The organism is Nitrosomonas sp. Is24, assembly GCF_033063335.1.
Taxonomy (GTDB): domain Bacteria; phylum Pseudomonadota; class Gammaproteobacteria; order Burkholderiales; family Nitrosomonadaceae; genus Nitrosomonas.
The window spans coordinates 1,619,858-1,639,138 of sequence record NZ_JAWJZG010000001.1 but is presented as its reverse complement, the minus strand read 5'-3'; the positions used below and the strand labels follow the sequence as shown (position 1 = coordinate 1,639,138).

The 19,281-nt window shown below is 48.5% G+C and carries 17 protein-coding genes; 12 read left to right on the top strand and 5 right to left on the bottom strand.

What is annotated here, in order from left to right:
* Positions 1–50: 50 nt before the first annotated feature.
* From R2103_RS07380 to R2103_RS07360, 5 genes are all read right to left on the bottom strand, one after another.
* On the bottom strand, positions 51–1,415 hold the full coding sequence (locus tag R2103_RS07380; RefSeq protein WP_317530826.1) for an ammonium transporter: 1,365 nt from the start codon (positions 1,413–1,415) through the stop codon (positions 51–53).
* 225 nt (positions 1,416–1,640) lie between these two features.
* Positions 1,641–2,153 (bottom strand): CNP1-like family protein, encoded by a 513-nt coding sequence (locus R2103_RS07375; RefSeq protein WP_317530825.1) that lies wholly within the window; start codon positions 2,151–2,153, stop codon positions 1,641–1,643.
* Entirely contained in the window at positions 2,150–2,743 is a 594-nt protein-coding gene (locus R2103_RS07370) for a DUF3501 family protein (RefSeq protein WP_317530824.1), read from the bottom strand. The genes R2103_RS07375 and R2103_RS07370 overlap by 4 nt, the downstream gene beginning before the upstream one ends.
* Positions 2,740–4,140: a heterodisulfide reductase-related iron-sulfur binding cluster gene (locus R2103_RS07365; protein ID WP_317530823.1), complete on the bottom strand. Its 1,401-nt coding sequence runs from the start codon at positions 4,138–4,140 to the stop codon at positions 2,740–2,742. Before R2103_RS07365 ends, R2103_RS07370 begins: the two co-directional genes overlap by 4 nt.
* 118 nt (positions 4,141–4,258) lie before the next feature.
* Positions 4,259–4,678, bottom strand: a complete 420-nt coding sequence (locus tag R2103_RS07360) for a rubrerythrin family protein (RefSeq protein ID WP_108698921.1) — start codon at positions 4,676–4,678, stop codon at positions 4,259–4,261.
* Positions 4,679–5,101: 423 nt separating this feature from the next.
* Here R2103_RS07360 and R2103_RS07355 point away from each other — a divergent pair, with 423 nt between their 5' ends.
* From R2103_RS07355 to folC, 12 genes are all read left to right on the top strand, one after another.
* Entirely contained in the window at positions 5,102–6,247 is a 1,146-nt protein-coding gene (locus R2103_RS07355; RefSeq protein ID WP_317530822.1) for an MFS transporter, read from the top strand.
* Positions 6,248–6,330: 83 nt separating this feature from the next.
* Entirely contained in the window at positions 6,331–7,743 is a 1,413-nt protein-coding gene (gene leuC, locus R2103_RS07350) for a 3-isopropylmalate dehydratase large subunit (protein WP_317530821.1), read from the top strand.
* Positions 7,744–7,776: 33 nt separating this feature from the next.
* Positions 7,777–8,415 (top strand): 3-isopropylmalate dehydratase small subunit, encoded by a 639-nt coding sequence (gene leuD / locus R2103_RS07345; RefSeq protein ID WP_317530820.1) that lies wholly within the window; start codon positions 7,777–7,779, stop codon positions 8,413–8,415.
* Between the two features lie 25 nt (positions 8,416–8,440).
* On the top strand, positions 8,441–9,502 hold the full coding sequence (gene leuB, locus R2103_RS07340) for a 3-isopropylmalate dehydrogenase (protein WP_317532071.1): 1,062 nt from the start codon (positions 8,441–8,443) through the stop codon (positions 9,500–9,502).
* 152 nt (positions 9,503–9,654) lie between these two features.
* Positions 9,655–10,767, top strand: a complete 1,113-nt coding sequence (asd, locus tag R2103_RS07335) for an aspartate-semialdehyde dehydrogenase (RefSeq protein WP_317530819.1) — start codon at positions 9,655–9,657, stop codon at positions 10,765–10,767.
* Positions 10,768–10,952: 185 nt separating this feature from the next.
* A complete protein-coding gene (locus R2103_RS07330) occupies positions 10,953–13,433 on the top strand; it encodes a FimV/HubP family polar landmark protein (RefSeq protein ID WP_317530818.1) in 2,481 nt (826 codons plus the stop codon).
* A gap of 55 nt (positions 13,434–13,488) precedes the next feature.
* Positions 13,489–14,286, top strand: coding sequence for a tRNA pseudouridine(38-40) synthase TruA (gene truA / locus R2103_RS07325; protein ID WP_317530817.1), 798 nt, complete (start codon positions 13,489–13,491; stop codon positions 14,284–14,286).
* 27 nt (positions 14,287–14,313) lie between these two features.
* Complete coding sequence (locus tag R2103_RS07320) at positions 14,314–14,931, top strand: phosphoribosylanthranilate isomerase (protein ID WP_317530816.1); 618 nt, start codon at positions 14,314–14,316, stop codon at positions 14,929–14,931.
* Positions 14,928–16,127, top strand: coding sequence for a tryptophan synthase subunit beta (trpB, locus tag R2103_RS07315; protein WP_317530815.1), 1,200 nt, complete (start codon positions 14,928–14,930; stop codon positions 16,125–16,127). The genes R2103_RS07320 and trpB overlap by 4 nt, the downstream gene beginning before the upstream one ends.
* A 113-nt stretch (positions 16,128–16,240) precedes the next feature.
* On the top strand, positions 16,241–17,041 hold the full coding sequence (trpA, locus tag R2103_RS07310) for a tryptophan synthase subunit alpha (RefSeq protein ID WP_317532070.1): 801 nt from the start codon (positions 16,241–16,243) through the stop codon (positions 17,039–17,041).
* Between the two features lie 34 nt (positions 17,042–17,075).
* Positions 17,076–17,945 (top strand): acetyl-CoA carboxylase, carboxyltransferase subunit beta, encoded by an 870-nt coding sequence (gene accD, locus R2103_RS07305; RefSeq protein ID WP_317530814.1) that lies wholly within the window; start codon positions 17,076–17,078, stop codon positions 17,943–17,945.
* 45 nt (positions 17,946–17,990) lie between these two features.
* Positions 17,991–19,280 carry a bifunctional tetrahydrofolate synthase/dihydrofolate synthase gene (gene folC / locus R2103_RS07300; protein WP_317530813.1) on the top strand — a complete coding sequence of 430 codons (1,290 nt, stop codon included), beginning with the start codon at positions 17,991–17,993 and terminating at the stop codon, positions 19,278–19,280.
* The last annotated feature ends 1 nt before the right edge of the window (position 19,281 follow it).

The window sequence follows — 19,281 nt, the reverse complement described above, 5'->3', positions numbered from 1 at the left end:
TCCCCGCCGTTTACAGCGGGGAGTTTGATACTAAGAAATTAAGTACTGTGCTATGTCTTTTCTTCAGGATTTAAAGTGTGTGTTGCGGCGATTTTGCTTTCTAGAATCTGCAGCCGGGACTCCAATCTTGCAACCAGTATTTTGGTTTCGGATGATTCGGCTGGAATTTGCGGCTTAGCGGCCAAAGCATGGCTCTCCAAAGCTTCTACCCGGGTTTCCAGCAGCTCGGGTAAATTCTCCGTTTCGGGTCCGGCCAGATGGGTGAATTCGACACTATCTTCGTACGGTTCGCGCGTGGTTCCGGTTGCTTTAATGATTGCACCGGCAAGTAATCCGCCAGTAATTGCGATGACCAGTGTGATGACGATACCATTGAATTGTGCAATGGCGACATCCGGCACGACCAGGAAAGCACTCAATCCGCCCAGTAACCCTGGCATGCCGTGCAGGTTGTGCACACCGCAGGTATCGACCAGTTTAAAGCGGGATTCGAGCTTGGGTTGCAGAAAAACATAGCCTAGAACGGAGACGATACCGGCCAGCAAACCGATGCCGAAGGCTCCAGTAGGCGAGACGATATTACACACCGAGCCGATGGCAACACCACCCGCCAGCGCGGCATTCGCCATGTCCACCATGGATGTTTTACCGCCGTGCAGTTTGCTACTGAGGAAATAGGTGGCAATGGTTGCACCACACAGTGCCAGCAATGTATTGGCTACGGTTTGCGGCATGTTTTCCAGCGGCACTAACGCGGTGGCAAAACTCGGCCAGAACAACCAAAGCACCATGGAACCCAGCATCGCGAAGCGATCCGATGTGTGATCCGATTCAATCGGCTGGCTGCGCTGATAGGCCGTGGTCATTACCAGCGACATACTCAATCCGAAATAGGCGCCGAATGCATGGATCACGATCGAGCCGGCGGAATCCTGAAAGCCGGTGGTGTAGCCGATGGCATCGTCAAGCACCAGCCATTCGTTGATTAAATAGAGTGGGACCACCAATAAAGCCAGCAAGGCGTATTGAAAAACGCGCAAACGTCCCAGCACCGCGCCCATTGCAATCAATGCGGTGGCAACCGATAACTCCGCATACAGGAGCGCATCGAGCGAATGTGGTGAAAGTTGATGGCCGAAAATACCATTGGCGCGGAATAATATATATAAAGGCAAGCCAACGGCGACAACCAAATATGTGCCTGTTACTGCACCAAATCCATAGCGGCGTACAAAAACCATTAAAAAGCCGAAACCGATCAGCAGCATGGCAAGAATATGGATGATGTAATTATATTGCGCGACTGTGCGCGCTTCACTCAAGGCTGGCGCGGTTTCTGCGCTGACCCAACTACTGAAACTGAGGAGAAACAGACTTATTGCGCACGGCAATATCAAGCTAAAGCTTTTTTTCATGTGATTCTTCCTTATTCTAGTGATTTCTCGGGTTAATCCTCGACGAGATCCAGAGGAGGGGTGATATATGACATATCCCCACGCAGAGTGTGAGCTTTAATTCCCCTAAAAACAATAGGGGGAAATAAATTTCTGATTTCTAATGGATATGAGTTGATGAACGAAGGAAGGACAACAGTGCCCAGGAGGAAATACTAAATTCTGGCAGCTAAAATTTATTTTCTATCAGCGGAAAATGCTTCGATGCATGCCTGCTTTCAGTGCTTGAATGGCATCTTCGGTTGTGCTGACAATTTGTTGATGCGGACAGAAGATATTTTTGGAGAGTTCGCGTTGTGCATAAAATTGACGGACATAATCCAGTTTTTGCCACTCCGACACACGGGGTTTGGTCCAGGTTTTATCATCGCGCCCGAGCGCATAGAGTTTTCTTTCCGAGGTGGCGCAGCGGATGCCTTCGTAGCTGACATTCATGGCGCCCGCCGACGATTTAACTACCAACGTGAAGCGGATAACCTCGTCTTGACCGATTTTGATGGAAGTGGTGTCAACCAAATATTGATTGCTGGTTACTGCACCGGCATCAAAAGCCAGCAGATCCTTTGTCTCCGGATAAGCAGGAAGCTGTGTTATTTGCTCAACCCAAGGCTTGTCACTTTCAAATTCATCCTTGAACGACGGCTTGGCGCAGGCAAGCAAAAACAAAACACCAATCAATGGAATAAGCGTTCGTTTCATGCGATGGTTAAATCAGTGAGCAACGAAGCGCGAACATCGGCAGCAACGGCATCGACTGTGGCTTGATAAGCTGGATGATCGACACCCATGCTTATTGCTGCACCTTGCTGAAGTGCTTGAATCATTTCCGGGGTCAGTTCAAAACGCAAAAAATGCACGGATGATGTCTTTTCGCTGTTTTCCCGTTCCAGATCTTCATCCGCGATGGCGAAAACCGGTGCATGTCCGGCAATCTTTACCCAGACCTTGTCTTCGACGCCGACCAAGGTTGCCAGTTTTTCAGCACGTACAGCAGGATCGGGATATTCTATCATCATCGTCGCTTTCCAATTTTGACCGTCCGGAATCAACGGGGTATACGTTTCAAGTTCATGCACGATTTCCGTTTCTTGGAAAATACGCTCGACATGCAGCATCTCTTGGATTTGATAGCGAATGGTCAAAGCATCTTCAAAAATCAGCATGATATTTTCCCCCAGAGGGACTTTACGTGTTTTCTTGTGCGCCATCACTTGTACGCGGAAGTCTTTGCGGATTTTGGCATAAGCTTCCAGCGTCAAGAGGTTCTCGCGAGTGATTGCGGTCGTCATTTGTTTTTCACCTGCGCAGGGGTTGGGGTAATAGATTGGTCGTCGCTGATCGCTGGTTTATGAGTGCTGTCAGGATCATAAGCCAGACGAAGTAACGTGAGCGGATGCAATTTCTGTGCTTTGCTTTCACCGATGCCTTGTTCAATATGGCGCGCGGCAATCGCGCAATCCGAGCTGATGTAATCCGGATTCGAAGCGGCCATTTGTTTGAAAACCGGACGGCCAATTTTCATCGAATCGGCAAAGTGCTCGCTTTTCACACCCCAGGTACCGTCATGCCCCGAACAGCGTTCCACGGTGTTGACGGTGGTATCCGGAATGAGTTGCAGGATATCTCGAGTCTTTTTCCCGAAATTTTGCACGCGCTGGTGGCAAGGAATATGGTAAGCCACGTTGCCCAGCGGTTTCTTGAAATCTGTCTTAAGTAAATGGTCCTGATTTCTCAAAGCCAAGTATTCAAATGGATCAAACATGGCGGCAGCGACAGCTTGCACGGCTGCATCATGCGGAAACATCAGCGGTAGTTCCTGTTTGTACATCAACGTGCAGGAAGGCACGGCCGAGAGAATGGCATAGCCATCTTGCGCCAGTTTCAGCAAGTGTGGAATATTTTCATTTTTGAGCTTTTCTACGGCATCCAAGTCACCCAGTTCCAGCTTCGGCATGCCGCAACAGGCTTCTTTTTCCACTAAACGCGCTGGAATTTCATTATGTTCCAGTATTTTTAATAAATCGTGGCCGATGCCGGGTTCGTTGTAGTTAACATAGCAGGTGGCATAAATAGCGACTTTGCCGGGCGTGCGCGCACCGTCTTTAACGGGGAAGGTATCGTTTGGTTTCGCGTTCGCGCGAAACTTATCCGCGGTATATTCAGGCAATTTACGGTCGGCATGAATGCCCAGCGTGCTATCCATGATTTTGCGCACAGCCGGTGTATTATTCATGGCATTGACGGCTTGCACCACCACGGGAATCGTCGCCAGTTTGCCCATTAAATCCGTGCTGGACAGCAATTTGTCGCGAAAACCTGCGCCCTGGTTTTTATATTTAACTGCTTTGGCGCGCAGCATCAGATGCGGAAAGTCAATGTTCCATTCATGCGGCGGCACATAGGGGCATTTGGTCATGAAACACATGTCGCACAGATAGCAGCGATCGACAACTTCCCAGAGCTGTTGCTTATTGACGCTATCCAATTCCCCGCTCGTGCTTTCGTCAATCAGATCGAATAAACGCGGAAATGCCGTGCAAAGATTGACGCAGCGGCGGCAGCCGTGGCAAATGTCGAAAACACGCTCCATTTCTTGATTTAAACTGGTTTCGTTATAGAAATCGAGATTCTTCCAGTCGATAGGATGACGTTTCGGTGCTTCGAGACTGCCTTCACGAGTAGCCATAGCGGGATATCAGCGTATACAAAGTTTTAGTTCAGACTTGCGGCTGCGGGGTTGGCCGGATAACCGGAAAACCCCGCAGAAATTTTGGAATCAGCGCAATAATCGCGGCGCGATAAAATTAATCGGCCAGACTATCCAGTGCGCGCTGGAAACGGTTGGCGTGCGAGCGTTCCGCTTTGGCCAATGTTTCAAACCAGTCGGCGATTTCGTCAAAGCCTTCGTCGCGCGCGGTTTTTGCCATACCTGGATACATATCGGTATATTCGTGCGTTTCACCGGCGATGGCGGTTTTCAGGTTGTCGCGGGAAGAGCCGAAGGGCAATCCGGTAGCTGGGTCGCCACAACTTTCCAGATGTTCCAGGTGGCCATGTGCATGACCGGTTTCGCCTTCAGCGGTAGAACGGAAAACCGCAGCCACATCGTTTTGTCCTTCCACGTCAGCTTTTGCTGCGAAGTATAAATACCGGCGATTGGCTTGAGATTCACCGGCGAAAGCGGCTTTCAGATTTCCTTCGGTTTTTGATCCTTTCAATTCCATCATGCTCTCCTTTTTAGATTGATGAATTTTTATAGTTCATAGAGATGAAAAAAATGTATTTTCGTGTCGCGTAAAACTGAGACTGGCTGAGAAACGGGGACGTAAAGTGATGGTTGTGCATCTTGCCAACGTTTCCTTCAGCTTAATCAGCGCATGGCGAGTGCGTAAAAATACAAAATCCAATCCGTGCGTGGAGACTATCGAAGGGCTTATGGATTGTCAACTATCTACGATGGAGAGAGTGAGAAACAGTGCAATTCCGCCGTGGATGGAGAAAAGATTTGCAGTGTGAATTCTTGTAGAATAAGCATTCCGGTAACTCAGAATGTATTTCCGCCGCTTGCGCCCGGTTCTGTGCGTTTTATGTTTTCTTTCTTTGAGTTGGCTTCCTGAGTTTAATTACTGCATCGATTTACGCACGCTATGCCATCACTTCCTTACTGGCGCCTGTCCGGTTTTTATTTTTTTTACTTTGCTTTCATTGGTGCATTCTCGCCGTATTGGAGTTTGTATTTGCAGTCGCTGTCGTTTAATGCATTGCAGATTGGTGTGTTGATGTCATTGCTGCTGGTTGCGCGGATTTTTTCACCGGCAGTTTGGGGATGGCTGGCGGATCATACCGGTAAACGCGTGCGCGTTGTACAGGTGGCAGCGGTCAGTGGTTGTTTGAGTTTCTGCGGTTTCTTTGCAGGCGAATCCTTTGCTTGGATATTTTTTGTCATGCTGCTAATGAGTTTCTTTTGGAGCGCTTCGCTGCCATTGATGGAAGCTATTACGCTCTCACATTTGGAAAATTATACCGACAAGTATGGGCGAATCCGTTCCTGGGGGTCGGTGGGCTTCGTTTTGGCGGTGGTCGGTATTGGTTATTTGCTCGAAAATGTGGAGATTGTCTGGTTACTCTGGGCTGTGCTGGGACTCAAGTTGGGTATCGTGATTTTTTCTTATCACATCCCTGAAAAAGAAATCATGCGTCATGCCGCCGGACTGCATTCGGTCCGGCAGATTTGCCTGCGTCCGGAAGTCATGGCGTTTTTGCTTTCCAGCTTGCTGATGTTGTTCGCGCATGGCGCTTACTATACGTTTTTCTCCATTTATCTGGTGGAGCATGGGTATGAGAAAGGATTTGTCGGGTGGCTATGGGCGACCGGGGTGATTTGTGAGATTGGTATTTTCTTCATCATGCCTTGGTTGATGCGGTATTTTCGTTTAAAAGCCATTCTGATTTTTAGCTTCGCCTGCGCCATGCTCCGTTTTGTGCTGCTGGGAGAATATGTCGAATGGCCAATTGTTATCGTTTTTGCGCAAATTCTGCATGCGGCCACTTATGGCACACATCATATTGCCGCCATGATGGTTGTTCATCAATTCTTTCAGGGGCGGCATCAAGCGAAAGGGCAAGCGATCTATACCAGTACGGCGTATGGCGTGGGCGGTGCATTGGGCGCGGTATTTAGCGGTTATACCTGGGATTGGCTAGGTGCGGAGATTACTTTTTTCATCAGTGCGGCGGCGGCATCCGGCGGCTTAATCCTAATCGCCTGGAAAATGAAATCATTCAATCAGTAATGCAAGCGCGTGTTAGGTTTGTTGAATCTGTAAACTTTATGGGATAATCGCGCGTTAACGATTTTTAAATTTTACCCGGCCCGATGCAAACGCTATACGACAAACTTTGGAATCAACATGTGGTGCATACTGAATCGGACGATCCGAACAGTATGGCATTGATCTATATTGACCGTCACCTGGTGCATGAAGTAACCAGTCCGCAAGCATTCGAGAGCTTGAAATTGGCAGGAAGAAAACCTTGGCGTCTTAATTCCATTCTTGCCGTGGCGGATCATAATGTGCCGACCACGGATCGCAGCCACGGCATTCATGACCCCATTTCGCGTTTACAAGTGGATACGCTGGATCAAAATTGCGATGAGCTGGGCATTACCGAATTCAAGATGAATGATTTGCGTCAGGGCATCGTCCATGTCATCGGTCCGGAACAGGGTGCGACATTGCCTGGCATGACGGTTGTGTGCGGGGACTCGCATACCAGCACGCATGGTGCATTCGGTTGCTTGGCGTTCGGTATCGGTACATCGGAAGTCGAGCATGTATTGGCGACGCAGTGTTTGTTGATGAAAAAATCCAAAGCCATGCGCATTGCCGTGGAAGGTAAATTGGGATTTGGCGTTACTGCCAAAGATATTGCTTTGGCCATCATCGGTAAGATCGGTACCGCAGGCGGTACTGGTTATGCGATTGAATTTTCCGGCAGTGCGATTCGCGCGTTATCGATGGAAGGCCGTATGACGCTGTGTAATATGGCCATTGAAGCCGGTGCGCGCGCCGGGATGGTCGCGGTTGACGATACCACGATTAATTACATTAAAGGACGGCCTTTTGCACCGCAGGGCGAGCTGTGGGATAGCGCAGCTGCTTATTGGCGCACACTCTTTAGCGACGAGGATGCGGTTTTTGATCGTACCGTGACTTTGGATGCCGAGCGGATTAAACCGCAAGTAACGTGGGGGACTTCGCCTGAAATGGTGACAACGATTGATGGCGCTGTGCCTGATCCTGCGTTGATTGATGATGAAGTCAAACGCCACGATATGCAGCAAGCGCTGAACTACATGGGATTGCCAGCCAATTTGCCTATTACGCAGATTACACTGGATAAAATTTTCATCGGCTCGTGCACGAATTCGCGCATTGAAGATTTGCGTGCGGCGGCGCATATCGTCAAAGGAAAACACATTGCCGCCAATATTAAACAGGCGCTGGTCGTTCCAGGTTCCGGATTGGTCAAGAAACAAGCCGAACAAGAAGGATTGGATAAAGTTTTTGTCGCGGCTGGTTTTGAGTGGCGTGAACCCGGCTGTTCCATGTGTTTGGCGATGAACGATGACCGGCTGACCGCAGGTGAACGGTGCGCCTCGACTTCCAATCGGAATTTTGAAGGACGGCAAGGCCCAGGCGGAAGAACGCATCTGGTTAGCCCTATGATGGCCGCAGCGGCTGCAATTGCCGGGCATTTTGTCGACGTGCGTGAATTCAATCAATAGATTACGGGTTGCAGTAACTGCTAATACAAATCAATGGAAAAATTTCATACTTTTACCGGCTTGGTGGCACCATTGGATCGTGCCAATGTCGATACCGATGCCATCATACCGAAGCAATTTCTTAAATCGATCAAACGCTCCGGTTTTGGTCAGAACTTGTTTGATGAATGGCGTTATCTCGATCACGGAGAACCGGGAATGGACGTGACGCAGCGCCAGCCGAATCCCGAGTTTGTGCTGAATCAAGCACGCTATCAAGGGGCGCAGATACTGCTGGCGCGAGCCAATTTTGGTTGCGGATCGAGCCGCGAACACGCGCCTTGGTCGCTTCAGGATTATGGTTTTCGCGTCATCATCGCACCCAGTTTTGCCGATATCTTTTTTAACAACTGCTTTAAGATAGGTTTGCTGCCGGTTGTGCTTGACGCAGCACAAATGGATCGTTTGTTTGAAGAAGTCAAAGCAACAGATGGGTATCGCTTGACGGTAGATCTTCAGAAACAAACGGTGATCACACCGCAGAACACAGAATTTAAATTTGAAGTTGATGCTTTTCGTAAACACTGCTTGCTCAATGGGTTGGATGAAATTGGCCTCACCTTGCAACAGGCTGAGAAAATTAAACAATTTGAACAAAAACGGCGTAATGAACAGCCTTGGTTGTTTGTATAAAGATCACCACTAAAAATAAAATATGATGAAAATTGCTGTTTTAGCAGGCGATGGAATTGGACCTGAAATCATCGCACAAGCCGTGCGTGTACTGGATGCTTTAAAAACGGATGGCTTGGCTATCGAGCTGGAGTACGGCTTGATCGGCGGCTGCGCGGTTGATGCGACGGGAGAGCCTTATCCGGCCGCGACGCATCGATTGGCCAGTCAAGCGGATGCTGTGTTACTCGGTGCTGTCGGCGGGCCGAAATACGATGCGCTACCGCGGCATCAACGCCCGGAAAGAGGGCTGCTCGCCATTCGGAAAGAATTGAATTTATTTGCCAATCTGCGCCCGGCGACACTCTATCCCGAACTGGCCAATGCTTCCAGTTTGAAGTATGACGTGGTTGCGGGCCTCGATATCATGATCGTGCGCGAATTGACGGGAGATATCTATTTTGGCGAGCCGCGCGGAATTGAGACGCGAGACGGACAACGTGTCGGATTTAACACAATGATTTACAGTGAATCCGAAATACGGCGCATTGCGCACGTTGCTTTTCAGGCTGCGGCTAAACGGCAGGGAAAATTGTGCTCCGTGGATAAAATGAACGTGCTGGAGTGTACGCAGCTGTGGCGCGATGTGGTTATCGAAGTGGCAAAAGAATATCCGCAAGTCACGCTGTCTCATATGCTGGTGGATAATGCCGCGATGCAGCTGGTGCGCAATCCGAAACAATTCGATGTCATCGTTACCGGAAACATGTTCGGCGATATATTGTCCGATGAAGCCTCGATGCTAACGGGATCCATCGGCATGTTGCCTTCCGCTTCGCTGGATGAAAATAACAAAGGTTTGTACGAACCGATTCATGGTTCGGCACCGGATATTGCCGGAAAGGATCTGGCGAATCCGTTGGCGACGATACTGTCGGCGGCCATGATGTTGCGCTACACATTTAACCAGGAGGAAGCCGCGCAGCGCATCGAGAATGCCGTCAAAAAAGTTTTGGCAGCGGGCTACCGTACAAAAGATATCGATGAGTCTGGAATGAAAACGGTCGGCACTCATGCGATGGGTGACGCGGTGTTGTCCGCGATGTGAAAGCGCTTTGGTAGCGGATCAATGTACGAATGATTGAATTGGCGGTGTATTGGCGCATTACTCATTGGTTATCGATTTGTAATGTAAGCTAATATTTTAAAAGTATTTTTATTTGATTAACCGGTTGTCAATTTTAAGGTAAGAGAAAAGCAATGAAACAAGTGGGTTTTGTTGGTTGGCGTGGCATGGTGGGTTCCGTCTTGATGCAAAGAATGCGGGAAGAAAAAGATTTTTCTCTGATTGATCCTGTTTTTTTCACGACTTCACAAAGAGGCGGCACAGGTCCTGAAATTGGCAAGGAAACGCCGCCATTGAAAGATGCTTTCGATCTTGATCAACTGAGCGCAATGGATATCATCATTTCCTGCCAAGGTGGAGATTACACCAATCAGGTTTTCAAACAATTACGCCAATCCGGCTGGCAAGGCTATTGGATCGATGCCGCTTCCGCATTACGCATGGAAAAAGATGCCGTGATCATCCTGGATCCGGTCAATAAACCGGTCATTGAACAAGCGCTGCATGACGGCGTGAAAAACTATATCGGTGGTAATTGCACGGTCAGCTTGATGCTCATGGCGGTTGGCGGCCTGTTTGAAAAAGGCATGGTGGAATGGATGAGCGCCATGACGTATCAGGCGGCATCGGGCGCCGGCGCTAAAAATATGCGCGAATTGCTGCAACAAATGGGTGAAGCACATCGCGTAGCCAAGGATTTATTGAACGATCCCGCTTCCAGCATTCTGGAAATTGATCGCGAAGTCGCCGGCACATTGCGCGATAAAAAATTCCCCACGGAAAATTTTGGTGTGCCGCTGGCGGGCAGTCTGATTCCTTGGATCGATAAAGAAGTGGCCAATGGGCAAAGCCGGGAAGAATGGAAAGGACAGGCGGAAACTAACAAGATTCTCGGAAGCAGCGACCAGCAAATACCTGTCGATGGCATCTGCGTGCGCGTCGGTGCCATGCGCTGCCATAGTCAGGCGCTCACCATCAAACTAAAACAAGATGTGCCCTTGGATGAAATCGAGGAAATTATCGCTCAATCCAATGATTGGGTGCAGGTTGTTCCTAACGAAAGAGAAGCAACCACGTCCAGATTAACGCCGACTGCCGTAACAGGCTCCTTATCGATACCAGTGGGGCGGTTACGTAAGTTAGCGATGGGTAAAGAATATTTATCCGTTTTCACCGTCGGCGATCAATTATTATGGGGCGCGGCGGAACCGCTGCGAAGAATGCTGCGCATACTGATTCAGCATTGAAATTCTCATTTCTTCACACTTTAGGTACATTTTAACAATTATAGGTCTGTTTTATATGAATTAGCCTGTAATTTAAGGCATAATCTTAGCTTACATGATTGCGTCACAATGTTAGCCTTTCGATATCTTTTTTCAAAAAAACTAGAGAGGGTACTTCGGTGTATAAAACATCTTTCAGAGTAAGCTTGCTTGTAATCGTTTTGATGTTGCCATGGGCTGTTGTTCAAGCCGCAGGACTTGGTAAGCTGACACTCAATTCCGCTTTGGGACAACCGCTTGCCGTTGAAATCGAGATTGTCACTACCAGCAGCGATGATGTGGCATCTCTAAAAGCCAGTGTCGCCACTCGGGAGGCGTTTGCACAAGCCGGTATCAACTATGAGTCAGTGCTATCGGCTGTTAAAGCTTCGGTAGAATTACGGTCGAACGGCAATCCCTATATCAAGCTGACCTCTCCGCAAGCTGTCAACGATCCCTTTTTGATGATATTGATGGAGCTAAGCTGGTCTTCAGGACGGATATTACGTGAGTATACGGTTCTGCTTGATCCGGTTGAGACCAATACGCAGAATCTTGCGGCAGCCAGCACCAGTTCTACTCCGGCGATAGTGACAACACGCCTGGATGAGGAAAGAACATCCAATGCTGAAAAAGATAACCAAGCTGCAAATTCATCACCCAAGCGGAAAAATAATGCTACAGCGCAAACGAAAAAATCCTACGGACCGGTAAAACGCGGGGATACCTTATCATCCATAGCGCGTCAGGTGTTACCAGCCGGTGTCGATCTGAATCAAATGCTGGTGGCGCTCTATCATGCAAACCGGGATGCCTTTATTGCAGACAACATGAATCTGCTCAAGGCTGGTGCAGTGCTGAAAATACCCGAGAAGAATGAAGTTGCATCGATTGATACAACAACCGCAAAAGCAGAAATTAAAATGCAGACTGCGGATTGGCGCAGTTATCGAGGAAAACTGGCGGATATCAGCCGAGAATCGACGGCATCCCGTACGATCAGCCAATCGGATCAAGGTCAGATTACAACCACTCTCGATAAGAAATCCGCTGCAACACCAAGCGTATCCAAAGAGGTTCTGAAACTATCCAGCGGCGCTCAATTGCCGGACAAGGACGGTAAGATTCCAGACGCAAATCTAGTGGATCGTCTACGTATGATGGAGGAAGATGCCATCGCACGAAACTTGGCCTTGAAGGAAGCGAATGAACGTGTGGCGATGCTGGAAAAAAGCATTGATAATCTTAAGCAACTGTTAGAGTTGAAGGATTCCGTTCTGGCTCAGGCCCAACTCAAAGCCGAACCGGCTCCTAAAACTACTGTTAAACCGGGAATCCAACCCGCGCTTGCAGTAGACACGGCAGCTGAAAAAGGTCCGAAACTGGAATCTGAATCCGCCGTAGTACAAGAGATTCCGGCCGTTCAACCGGCGCCCGAAGTAATTGCAAATACTGCGCCAGCTACCCCATTACCGCTGCCGCCAGACACTGAGAGTCAGTCCTGGATCGATCTGTTATTCAATTACATTGAGTATATTGCTGCTGCATCGGTGCTGGGGTTGTCACTGATTCTGCTCATGATTAAAAGACGCCGCAACCAATTGGAAGAAGCCGGTGAGGAAGAGGAAGACAAGAAAGAGAATTTCTCCTCCGCCATGCGATCGCGTATGGCAACAATAACTGCCGCTCAGGCAGCAACGGATGCAGCAGCAGATGTGCCTGCCGCAGAGCGTGAAGAAGATGATTTAACGTATCAGAATATTAATGCTGCTTCCGAGGATGAAGAATTCGATAAGGATGTTCAGTATTACGAAGACAATGTCGCGCAATATGATACTGTTTCAGAATCACAAGTTGACGATGAACAATCCGCCAATGAGTTGCAGCAGCATGAGCAGCCCATTGATGAAAATGGGCAGGATAATTTTGCGGAAGAGTATGGTCAAGCCGCTGACTCCGCTCAGGATTCGACCAGTCCGGCCAATCAGATTGATTTCGATTTAAGTGATGAGGCTGTTGATGCTAAGCATCAAGTGGCTGCAAATCAATCATTGATTGGCGATGAAGCTGGATTATCGAACGCTGCAGAAGACTTGAAAACGCCTGAGAGCGCTTCAGATTATGCATTGGAAATTAATTTTGACGATTCGGAAAAATCTCTCGATTCTGTCAATTTAAATGACAATGCTTCAGACGATGAAAAATTGGATTTTGATTTAGGCGACTCGGATATTGATTTTACTGAAGATAAAACAGTGAATGAAATCGAAGTGCCTGCACTCGATGACGAATCAATAGCGGTTGACAGCAGTGAGAAATTCTCTGGATTAGATGAACCCTTGGAATTTGAGTCATCGCTGGATGTTGCGCATGAAGCCATTGAGCCGGAATTGGAATCTAACATACCCGACTTAGCCGGTATTGATTTGAATCTTGAAGACTCCGTCCAAGAAATTGAAAAGGATGAGAATTCTGACTCGGGTGAAAAGAGCGAGCAATGGCAGGAAGTGGAAACCAAGCTCGATTTGGCAAAAGCTTATCAAGAAATGGACGATAAGGAAGGCGCCAAAGAAATGCTGGAGGAAGTCATCCGTGATGGCGACGAGAAGCAGAAAAAAGCCGCAAAGAAAATGCTGAAAAGCTTGTAAAAATTGCTTCTTAATGCACCTTGCACCCAATCAATCAGTATGGCAATTCTAGTTTGTGCGGATAGCGCTGGTTTTAGAGTATGACGGCAGCCGTTATTGCGGATGGCAAAGTCAACCGCAAGGCTGCTCGATTCAGGATACGCTTGAGATAACCCTATCCAAGATCGCAAAGGAAAAAATTCGTATCATCACTGCGGGCCGTACCGATACCGGCGTGCATGCGCTTTATCAAGTCGTTCACTTTGATACATCGGCGCAGCGCCCGGTCAGCGCATGGATACGCGGAGTCAATGCGCTCTTGCCCAACGATATTGCCGTTCTATGGGCAGCTGAAGTATCCGGCGAATTCCACGCACGATATAGCGCTATAGAGCGGCGCTATATCTATCTGTTATTAAATCAACCGGTTCGTCCCGGCCTCAATAACAATAAGGTGGGATGGTACCATCACCCGCTGCAATTGGAGCAAATGCAAAGCGCGGGGGCTATCCTGGTGGGTGAACATGATTTCTCCGCATTCCGGGCGGCGGAGTGCCAAGCGAAATCCCCGGTACGGACAATCACCCGGCTGACTGTTTCCCGTCAAGGGAATTTATTTGTTTTTGAACTATGTGCGAATGCATTTTTGCATCATATGGTGAGAAATATTATCGGTTGCCTTGTTTATATCGGGAAAGGTAAGTATTCTGTCGATTGGATGCATACGTTGTTGGACAGCCGTAACCGGACATATGCGGCGCCGACATTTTCTCCTGCAGGATTGTATCTGACCGGTGTGAAATACGACGCTGACTGGGGTATGCCGGAGTTTTCCCAGCTCCCGGTCATTCCGGGGTTATCGATACATAATTAAGTGACACACAAGACAATATAGATTTCCATGTCAGTGCGCGTAAAAGTATGCGGAATCACCCGTAGTGAAGACGCAATTGCAGCAGTTCAGTGTGGTGTTGATGCCATCGGTTTTGTTTTCTGGCCACACAGCGCGCGTTATATTGATCCCGAATTCGCGCAGCGGATTGCCGAAGTGATTCCCCCTTTCATCTGCACGGTCGGTGTCTATGTCAATCCGGATGCGGCGTGGGTCGAAGAAACCGCTCGAGTTGCCAAACTCAATCTACTGCAATTTCATGGTGATGAATCGCCGGAATTCTGCAATCAATTTTCCCAACCTTATATTAAAGCGATTCGAGTCAAACCGGACACAGATTTGCTACAATATGCCCATCGTTACGGGGCAGCAAAAGGATTATTACTCGATACTTATGCTGCGGATATGCCCGGAGGTACTGGACACGCTTTTGATTGGCAACTCATTCCACAGCAATTGTCTCTACCGCTCATTCTTTCCGGTGGCTTAAATCCAGATAATGTGGCAAGAGCGATCAAACAAACCCAACCCTGGGCGGTTGATGTCTCAAGTGGTGTGGAAGCCTCAAAGGGTATCAAGGATAAGAAGAAAATTATTGCTTTCATGCAAGGAGTTAAACAATTGTGAGTGCTTATGATCTGCCGAATAAAGAAGGCCATTTTGGTCCCTATGGCGGCATATTTGTCGCTGAAACGTTAATTTCAGCTTTGGAAGATTTGCGCAAGCAATATGAATTTTATCGCGACGATCCCGAATTTAAAGCAGAATTTGCTTATGAATTAAAACATTATGTCGGGCGTCCTAGTCCTATTTATCACGCCAAAAGATGGTCGGAGCATTTAGGGGGTGCGCAGATTCTATTAAAACGGGAAGATTTAAACCATACCGGCGCGCACAAAATCAACAATACCATAGGACAAGCTTTACTGGCTAAGCGCATGGGGAAAAAGCGCATCATCGCGGAAACCGGCGCGGGCCAGCATGGCGTGGCAAGTGCTACAGTAGCGGCGCGTTATGGCATGGAATGCGTGGTTTACATGGGATCCGAGGATGTGAAACGGCAGGCCACCAATGTGTATCGCATGAAATTGCTCGGTGCCACCGTAATACCGGTCGAATCCGGGTCACGAACTTTAAAAGATGCGCTGAATGAAGCGATGCGCGATTGGGTCACCAATGTTGAAAATACTTTCTATATCATCGGCACTGTGGCAGGGCCGCACCCGTATCCGATGATGGTCAGGGATTTTCAAGCGGTGATTGGAAATGAAGCCAAAGTGCAGATGCTGGAAGATTATAACCGGCAGCCGGATGCGTTGATTGCATGTGTCGGTGGCGGATCGAATGCAATCGGCTTATTCTACCCCTATATCGATGATGCCAATGTCCGTTTGATCGGTGTGGAAGCAGCGGGAAAAGGCATTGATACAAACCAGCACGCAGCGACTTTATCCACGGGTAAACCCGGTGTATTGCATGGGAACCGCACTTATCTGATCCAAGACGAAAATGGCCAAATTATTGAGACCCATTCCATTTCTGCCGGTCTTGATTATCCCGGCGTGGGACCGGAGCATGCCTGGCTCAAGGATTGCGGCCGTGCTGAATATGTCGCGATCACTGATGATGAAGCATTGGAAGCATTTCATACACTGTGCCGGTATGAAGGTATTATGCCGGCATTGGAGTCAAGCCATGCGCTGGCTTATGCTGCCAAATATGCGCCTACTTTACCCAAAGACAAGCTGCTGCTGGTGAATTTATCCGGACGAGGTGACAAGGATATGGCAACGGTTGCACAAATGTCCGGTTTAACGCTGTAATGAGTGAGTAACAGTATTTTGCAGTTTTCTGAGAAGAATTGAGAGCGGATGAACACATGAGCTTTATAAAGAGTTTAATGAATATTTTCAGCGATCAGAATGACGCTAAAAAAATAAATCGTATTGCCACGAAATTCGCTGCACTAAAAAATCAAAACCGGAAAGCACTCATTCCATTTATTACCGCCGGTGATCCTAATCCGGAAATAACCGTTCAATTGATGCATCAGCTGGTTCAATCGGGCGCTGATATCGTTGAGCTGGGGGTGCCTTTTTCCGACCCTATGGCGGATGGACCAACAATTCAAAGATCATCCGAGCGCGCGTTAAAGCATCACGTCAGTCTGCATGATGTTTTGCATATGGTGGGCGAATTCAGAAAAACGGATAGCACGACACCGGTTGTTTTAATGGGATACGCTAATCCGGTTGAAGCCTTGGGTCATGCAGCCTTTGCCGCCAAAGCAAAGGAGTGCGGCGTCGATGGTGTTTTGATCGTCGATTATCCCCCTGAAGAATCGGCTGAATGGGTGCAATGTCTGGAGCAACAAGAAATCGATGCGATCTTTTTGCTGTCCCCGACAACACCGCAAGCACGCATTGAGCAAGTGGCGAAAATGGCCAAAGGTTACATTTACTATGTTTCCCTAAAAGGAGTGACCGGCGCATCCCACTTGGATCTTCAAGATGTGAGCGCGATGCTGGCACAATTACGCCAATATATTGCATTGCCGATCGGCGTCGGATTTGGCATTCGCGATGGCGCAACAGCCAAGGCAGTCGCCGATCTGGCCGATGCCGTCGTGGTTGGCAGCCGCATCATCGAGGAAATCGAGAAATCTCCGGAAGCCGAATTGCTTGGGAACGTAGGAAATCTGATCGGCACCTTGCGTAAAGCCATTGATGAGAATTGAAACAATGTTTAACACGTTTTAGGAAACGTTACAAATGAGCTGGTTTCAGAACATTATCCCGCCAAAGATCAAGAGAAAAGAAGCGGGTGAAAAGAAAATAGTGCCGGAAGGCTTGTGGAGTAAGTGCCGCACCTGTGAAGCGGTTTTATACTACACGGACCTGGTCAAGAATTTGAATGTCTGCCCTAAATGTGATTTTCATAATCGTATTTCGGCAAGGAACCGTCTCGATCAACTGCTGGATCCAGAGGGACGGTATGAAATCGGTGCTGAAGTGATTGCCACCGATGCGCTGAAATTCAAAGATAGCAAACGTTATACGGATCGCCTGACGCAAGCGAAAGAAAACACCGACGAGCAAGATTCCTTGGTGGTGCTGCAAGGCACCATCAAAACGATGCCGGTTGTTGTTGCGGTATTTGAATTCGGTTTCATGGGTGGTTCGATGGGCTCGGTCGTTGGCGAACGATTCGTGCGTGGCGTTAAAACCTGCATTGACCATCACTTGCCTTTTATTTGCTTCAGTGCCAGTGGCGGCGCTCGCATGCAAGAAGGTTTATTCTCCTTGATGCAAATGGCAAAAACAACGGCCGTGCTGACTAAGCTGAGTCATCGCAAATTACCATTCATATCGGTTCTGACCGATCCGACGATGGGTGGCGTATCCGCCAGTTTTGCTTTTCTTGGCGATGTAGTGATCGCAGAACCCGGTGCGCTGATTGGTTTTGCCGGTCCGCGTGTTATTGAGCAAACGGTGCGTCAAACCCTTCCCGATGGCTTCCAGCGCGCTGAATTTTTATTGCAGCATGGTGCGATCGACATGATCGTGGACCGGCGGCAAATGCGTGACAAGATTGTCAATCTCTGCACGCAACTGATGCGTATTCCTGCGCCCATTCCTTAAACACCGTTTGATCATTTCACTTCCTGTTAAACACAGGCACGCCAAATGGAAGCTGATTCGCTTGCTGATTGGTTAACGTATCTGGAATCGCTTCATCCCAAAACGATTGAAATGGGACTGGCGCGTGTCAACCGGGTTCGATCCAAGCTTGCTTTAATACCACAATTTCCCATTATTATGGTGGGGGGCACAAACGGTAAAGGGTCGGTTTGTGCAATGCTGGAGTCGATATTATGCTGCGCTGGCTACAAGGTGGGATGTTATACCTCGCCGCATTTGCTGCGCTATAACGAACGTGTCCGCATCGATAAGAATGAAGTGGATGATAAAAGCCTGTGCGATGCTTTTGCACACATCGATGCCGCCAGAAAGGACTGCGATACTTCGTTGACTTTTTTTGAGTTTGGCACATTGGCGGCGGTGCATATATTTATTCAAGCGCGTGTTGATGTGGCGATCTTAGAAGTCGGTCTTGGTGGACGCCTGGATGCGGTGAACATATTCGACGCGCATTGTGCAATCGTAACCAGTATCGATCTTGATCACATGGATTATCTGGGAGATACGCGGGAAAAAATAGGTTTTGAGAAAGCCGCGATTTTTAGAAAAGGCAAACCGGCTATTTGTGCGGAAGCTGATATACCGGATTCCGTTCATCAGCACATTGAAACTTCCGGTGCCCAATTTTTCCGTTTGAACAAAGAGTTTGGTTACTCAAACAAAGGCATGCAATGGGATTACTGGGGGCCGAAAGGGTGGCGGCATTCTCTTCCATACCCTGCGCTCCGGGGTGTCAAGCAACTGCAAAATGCCAGTGCTTGCCTGGCCGCATTGGATACCTTGTGTGAATTGTTACCGGTCAGTATGAAAGACATCCGGCAAGGATTGGGCGAAGCCGTCATACCGGGTAGATTTCAAATGGTTTCCACGCAACCGATGATCATTTTGGATGTCGCACACAATCCCGCTGCGGCCGCTGTTTTAGCGGAAAATTTGACGGCGACGAAGCCATCCGGCCGCACCTATGCGGTATTTTCCATGTTGCAAGACAAGGATATCCAAGGCGTCATTCGGGCATTAAAAAACGACATCGATTTCTGGTTAGTATCGGCTATACAATCTCCTCGCGCCGCATCGGCCGATTATTTGATCAATGAAATTCATAAAGCGGGTATTTCGAGCGATGCGGATGTCATTTACCAGTTTTCCGACAGTGTTGCGGCTTTTGTTTTTGCCTGTGAACAAGCCGGTAAAAATGATAGAATTTGCATATTTGGATCGTTCTATACGGTAAGCGGCGTGTTGCAGTATTTGGGCACACAACAGAGCAGGTAAT

Bases quoted from the DNA above. Each gene is read 5' to 3' on its own strand.
- folC (WP_317530813.1), top strand. From the start codon at position 17,991: ATGGAAGCTGATTCGCTTGCTGATTGGTTAACGTATCTGGAATCGCTT.
- R2103_RS07320 (WP_317530816.1), top strand. From the start codon at position 14,314: ATGTCAGTGCGCGTAAAAGTATGCGGAATCACCCGTAGTGAAGACGCA.
- leuC (WP_317530821.1), top strand. From the start codon at position 6,331: ATGCAAACGCTATACGACAAACTTTGGAATCAACATGTGGTGCATACT.
- R2103_RS07365 (WP_317530823.1), bottom strand. From the start codon at position 4,140: ATGGCTACTCGTGAAGGCAGTCTCGAAGCACCGAAACGTCATCCTATC.
- R2103_RS07360 (WP_108698921.1), bottom strand. From the start codon at position 4,678: ATGGAATTGAAAGGATCAAAAACCGAAGGAAATCTGAAAGCCGCTTTC.
- R2103_RS07355 (WP_317530822.1), top strand. From the start codon at position 5,102: ATGCCATCACTTCCTTACTGGCGCCTGTCCGGTTTTTATTTTTTTTAC.
- R2103_RS07380 (WP_317530826.1), bottom strand. From the start codon at position 1,415: ATGAAAAAAAGCTTTAGCTTGATATTGCCGTGCGCAATAAGTCTGTTT.
- asd (WP_317530819.1), top strand. From the start codon at position 9,655: ATGAAACAAGTGGGTTTTGTTGGTTGGCGTGGCATGGTGGGTTCCGTC.
- accD (WP_317530814.1), top strand. From the start codon at position 17,076: ATGAGCTGGTTTCAGAACATTATCCCGCCAAAGATCAAGAGAAAAGAA.
- R2103_RS07375 (WP_317530825.1), bottom strand. From the start codon at position 2,153: ATGAAACGAACGCTTATTCCATTGATTGGTGTTTTGTTTTTGCTTGCC.
- R2103_RS07370 (WP_317530824.1), bottom strand. From the start codon at position 2,743: ATGACGACCGCAATCACTCGCGAGAACCTCTTGACGCTGGAAGCTTAT.
- leuD (WP_317530820.1), top strand. From the start codon at position 7,777: ATGGAAAAATTTCATACTTTTACCGGCTTGGTGGCACCATTGGATCGT.
- leuB (WP_317532071.1), top strand. From the start codon at position 8,441: ATGAAAATTGCTGTTTTAGCAGGCGATGGAATTGGACCTGAAATCATC.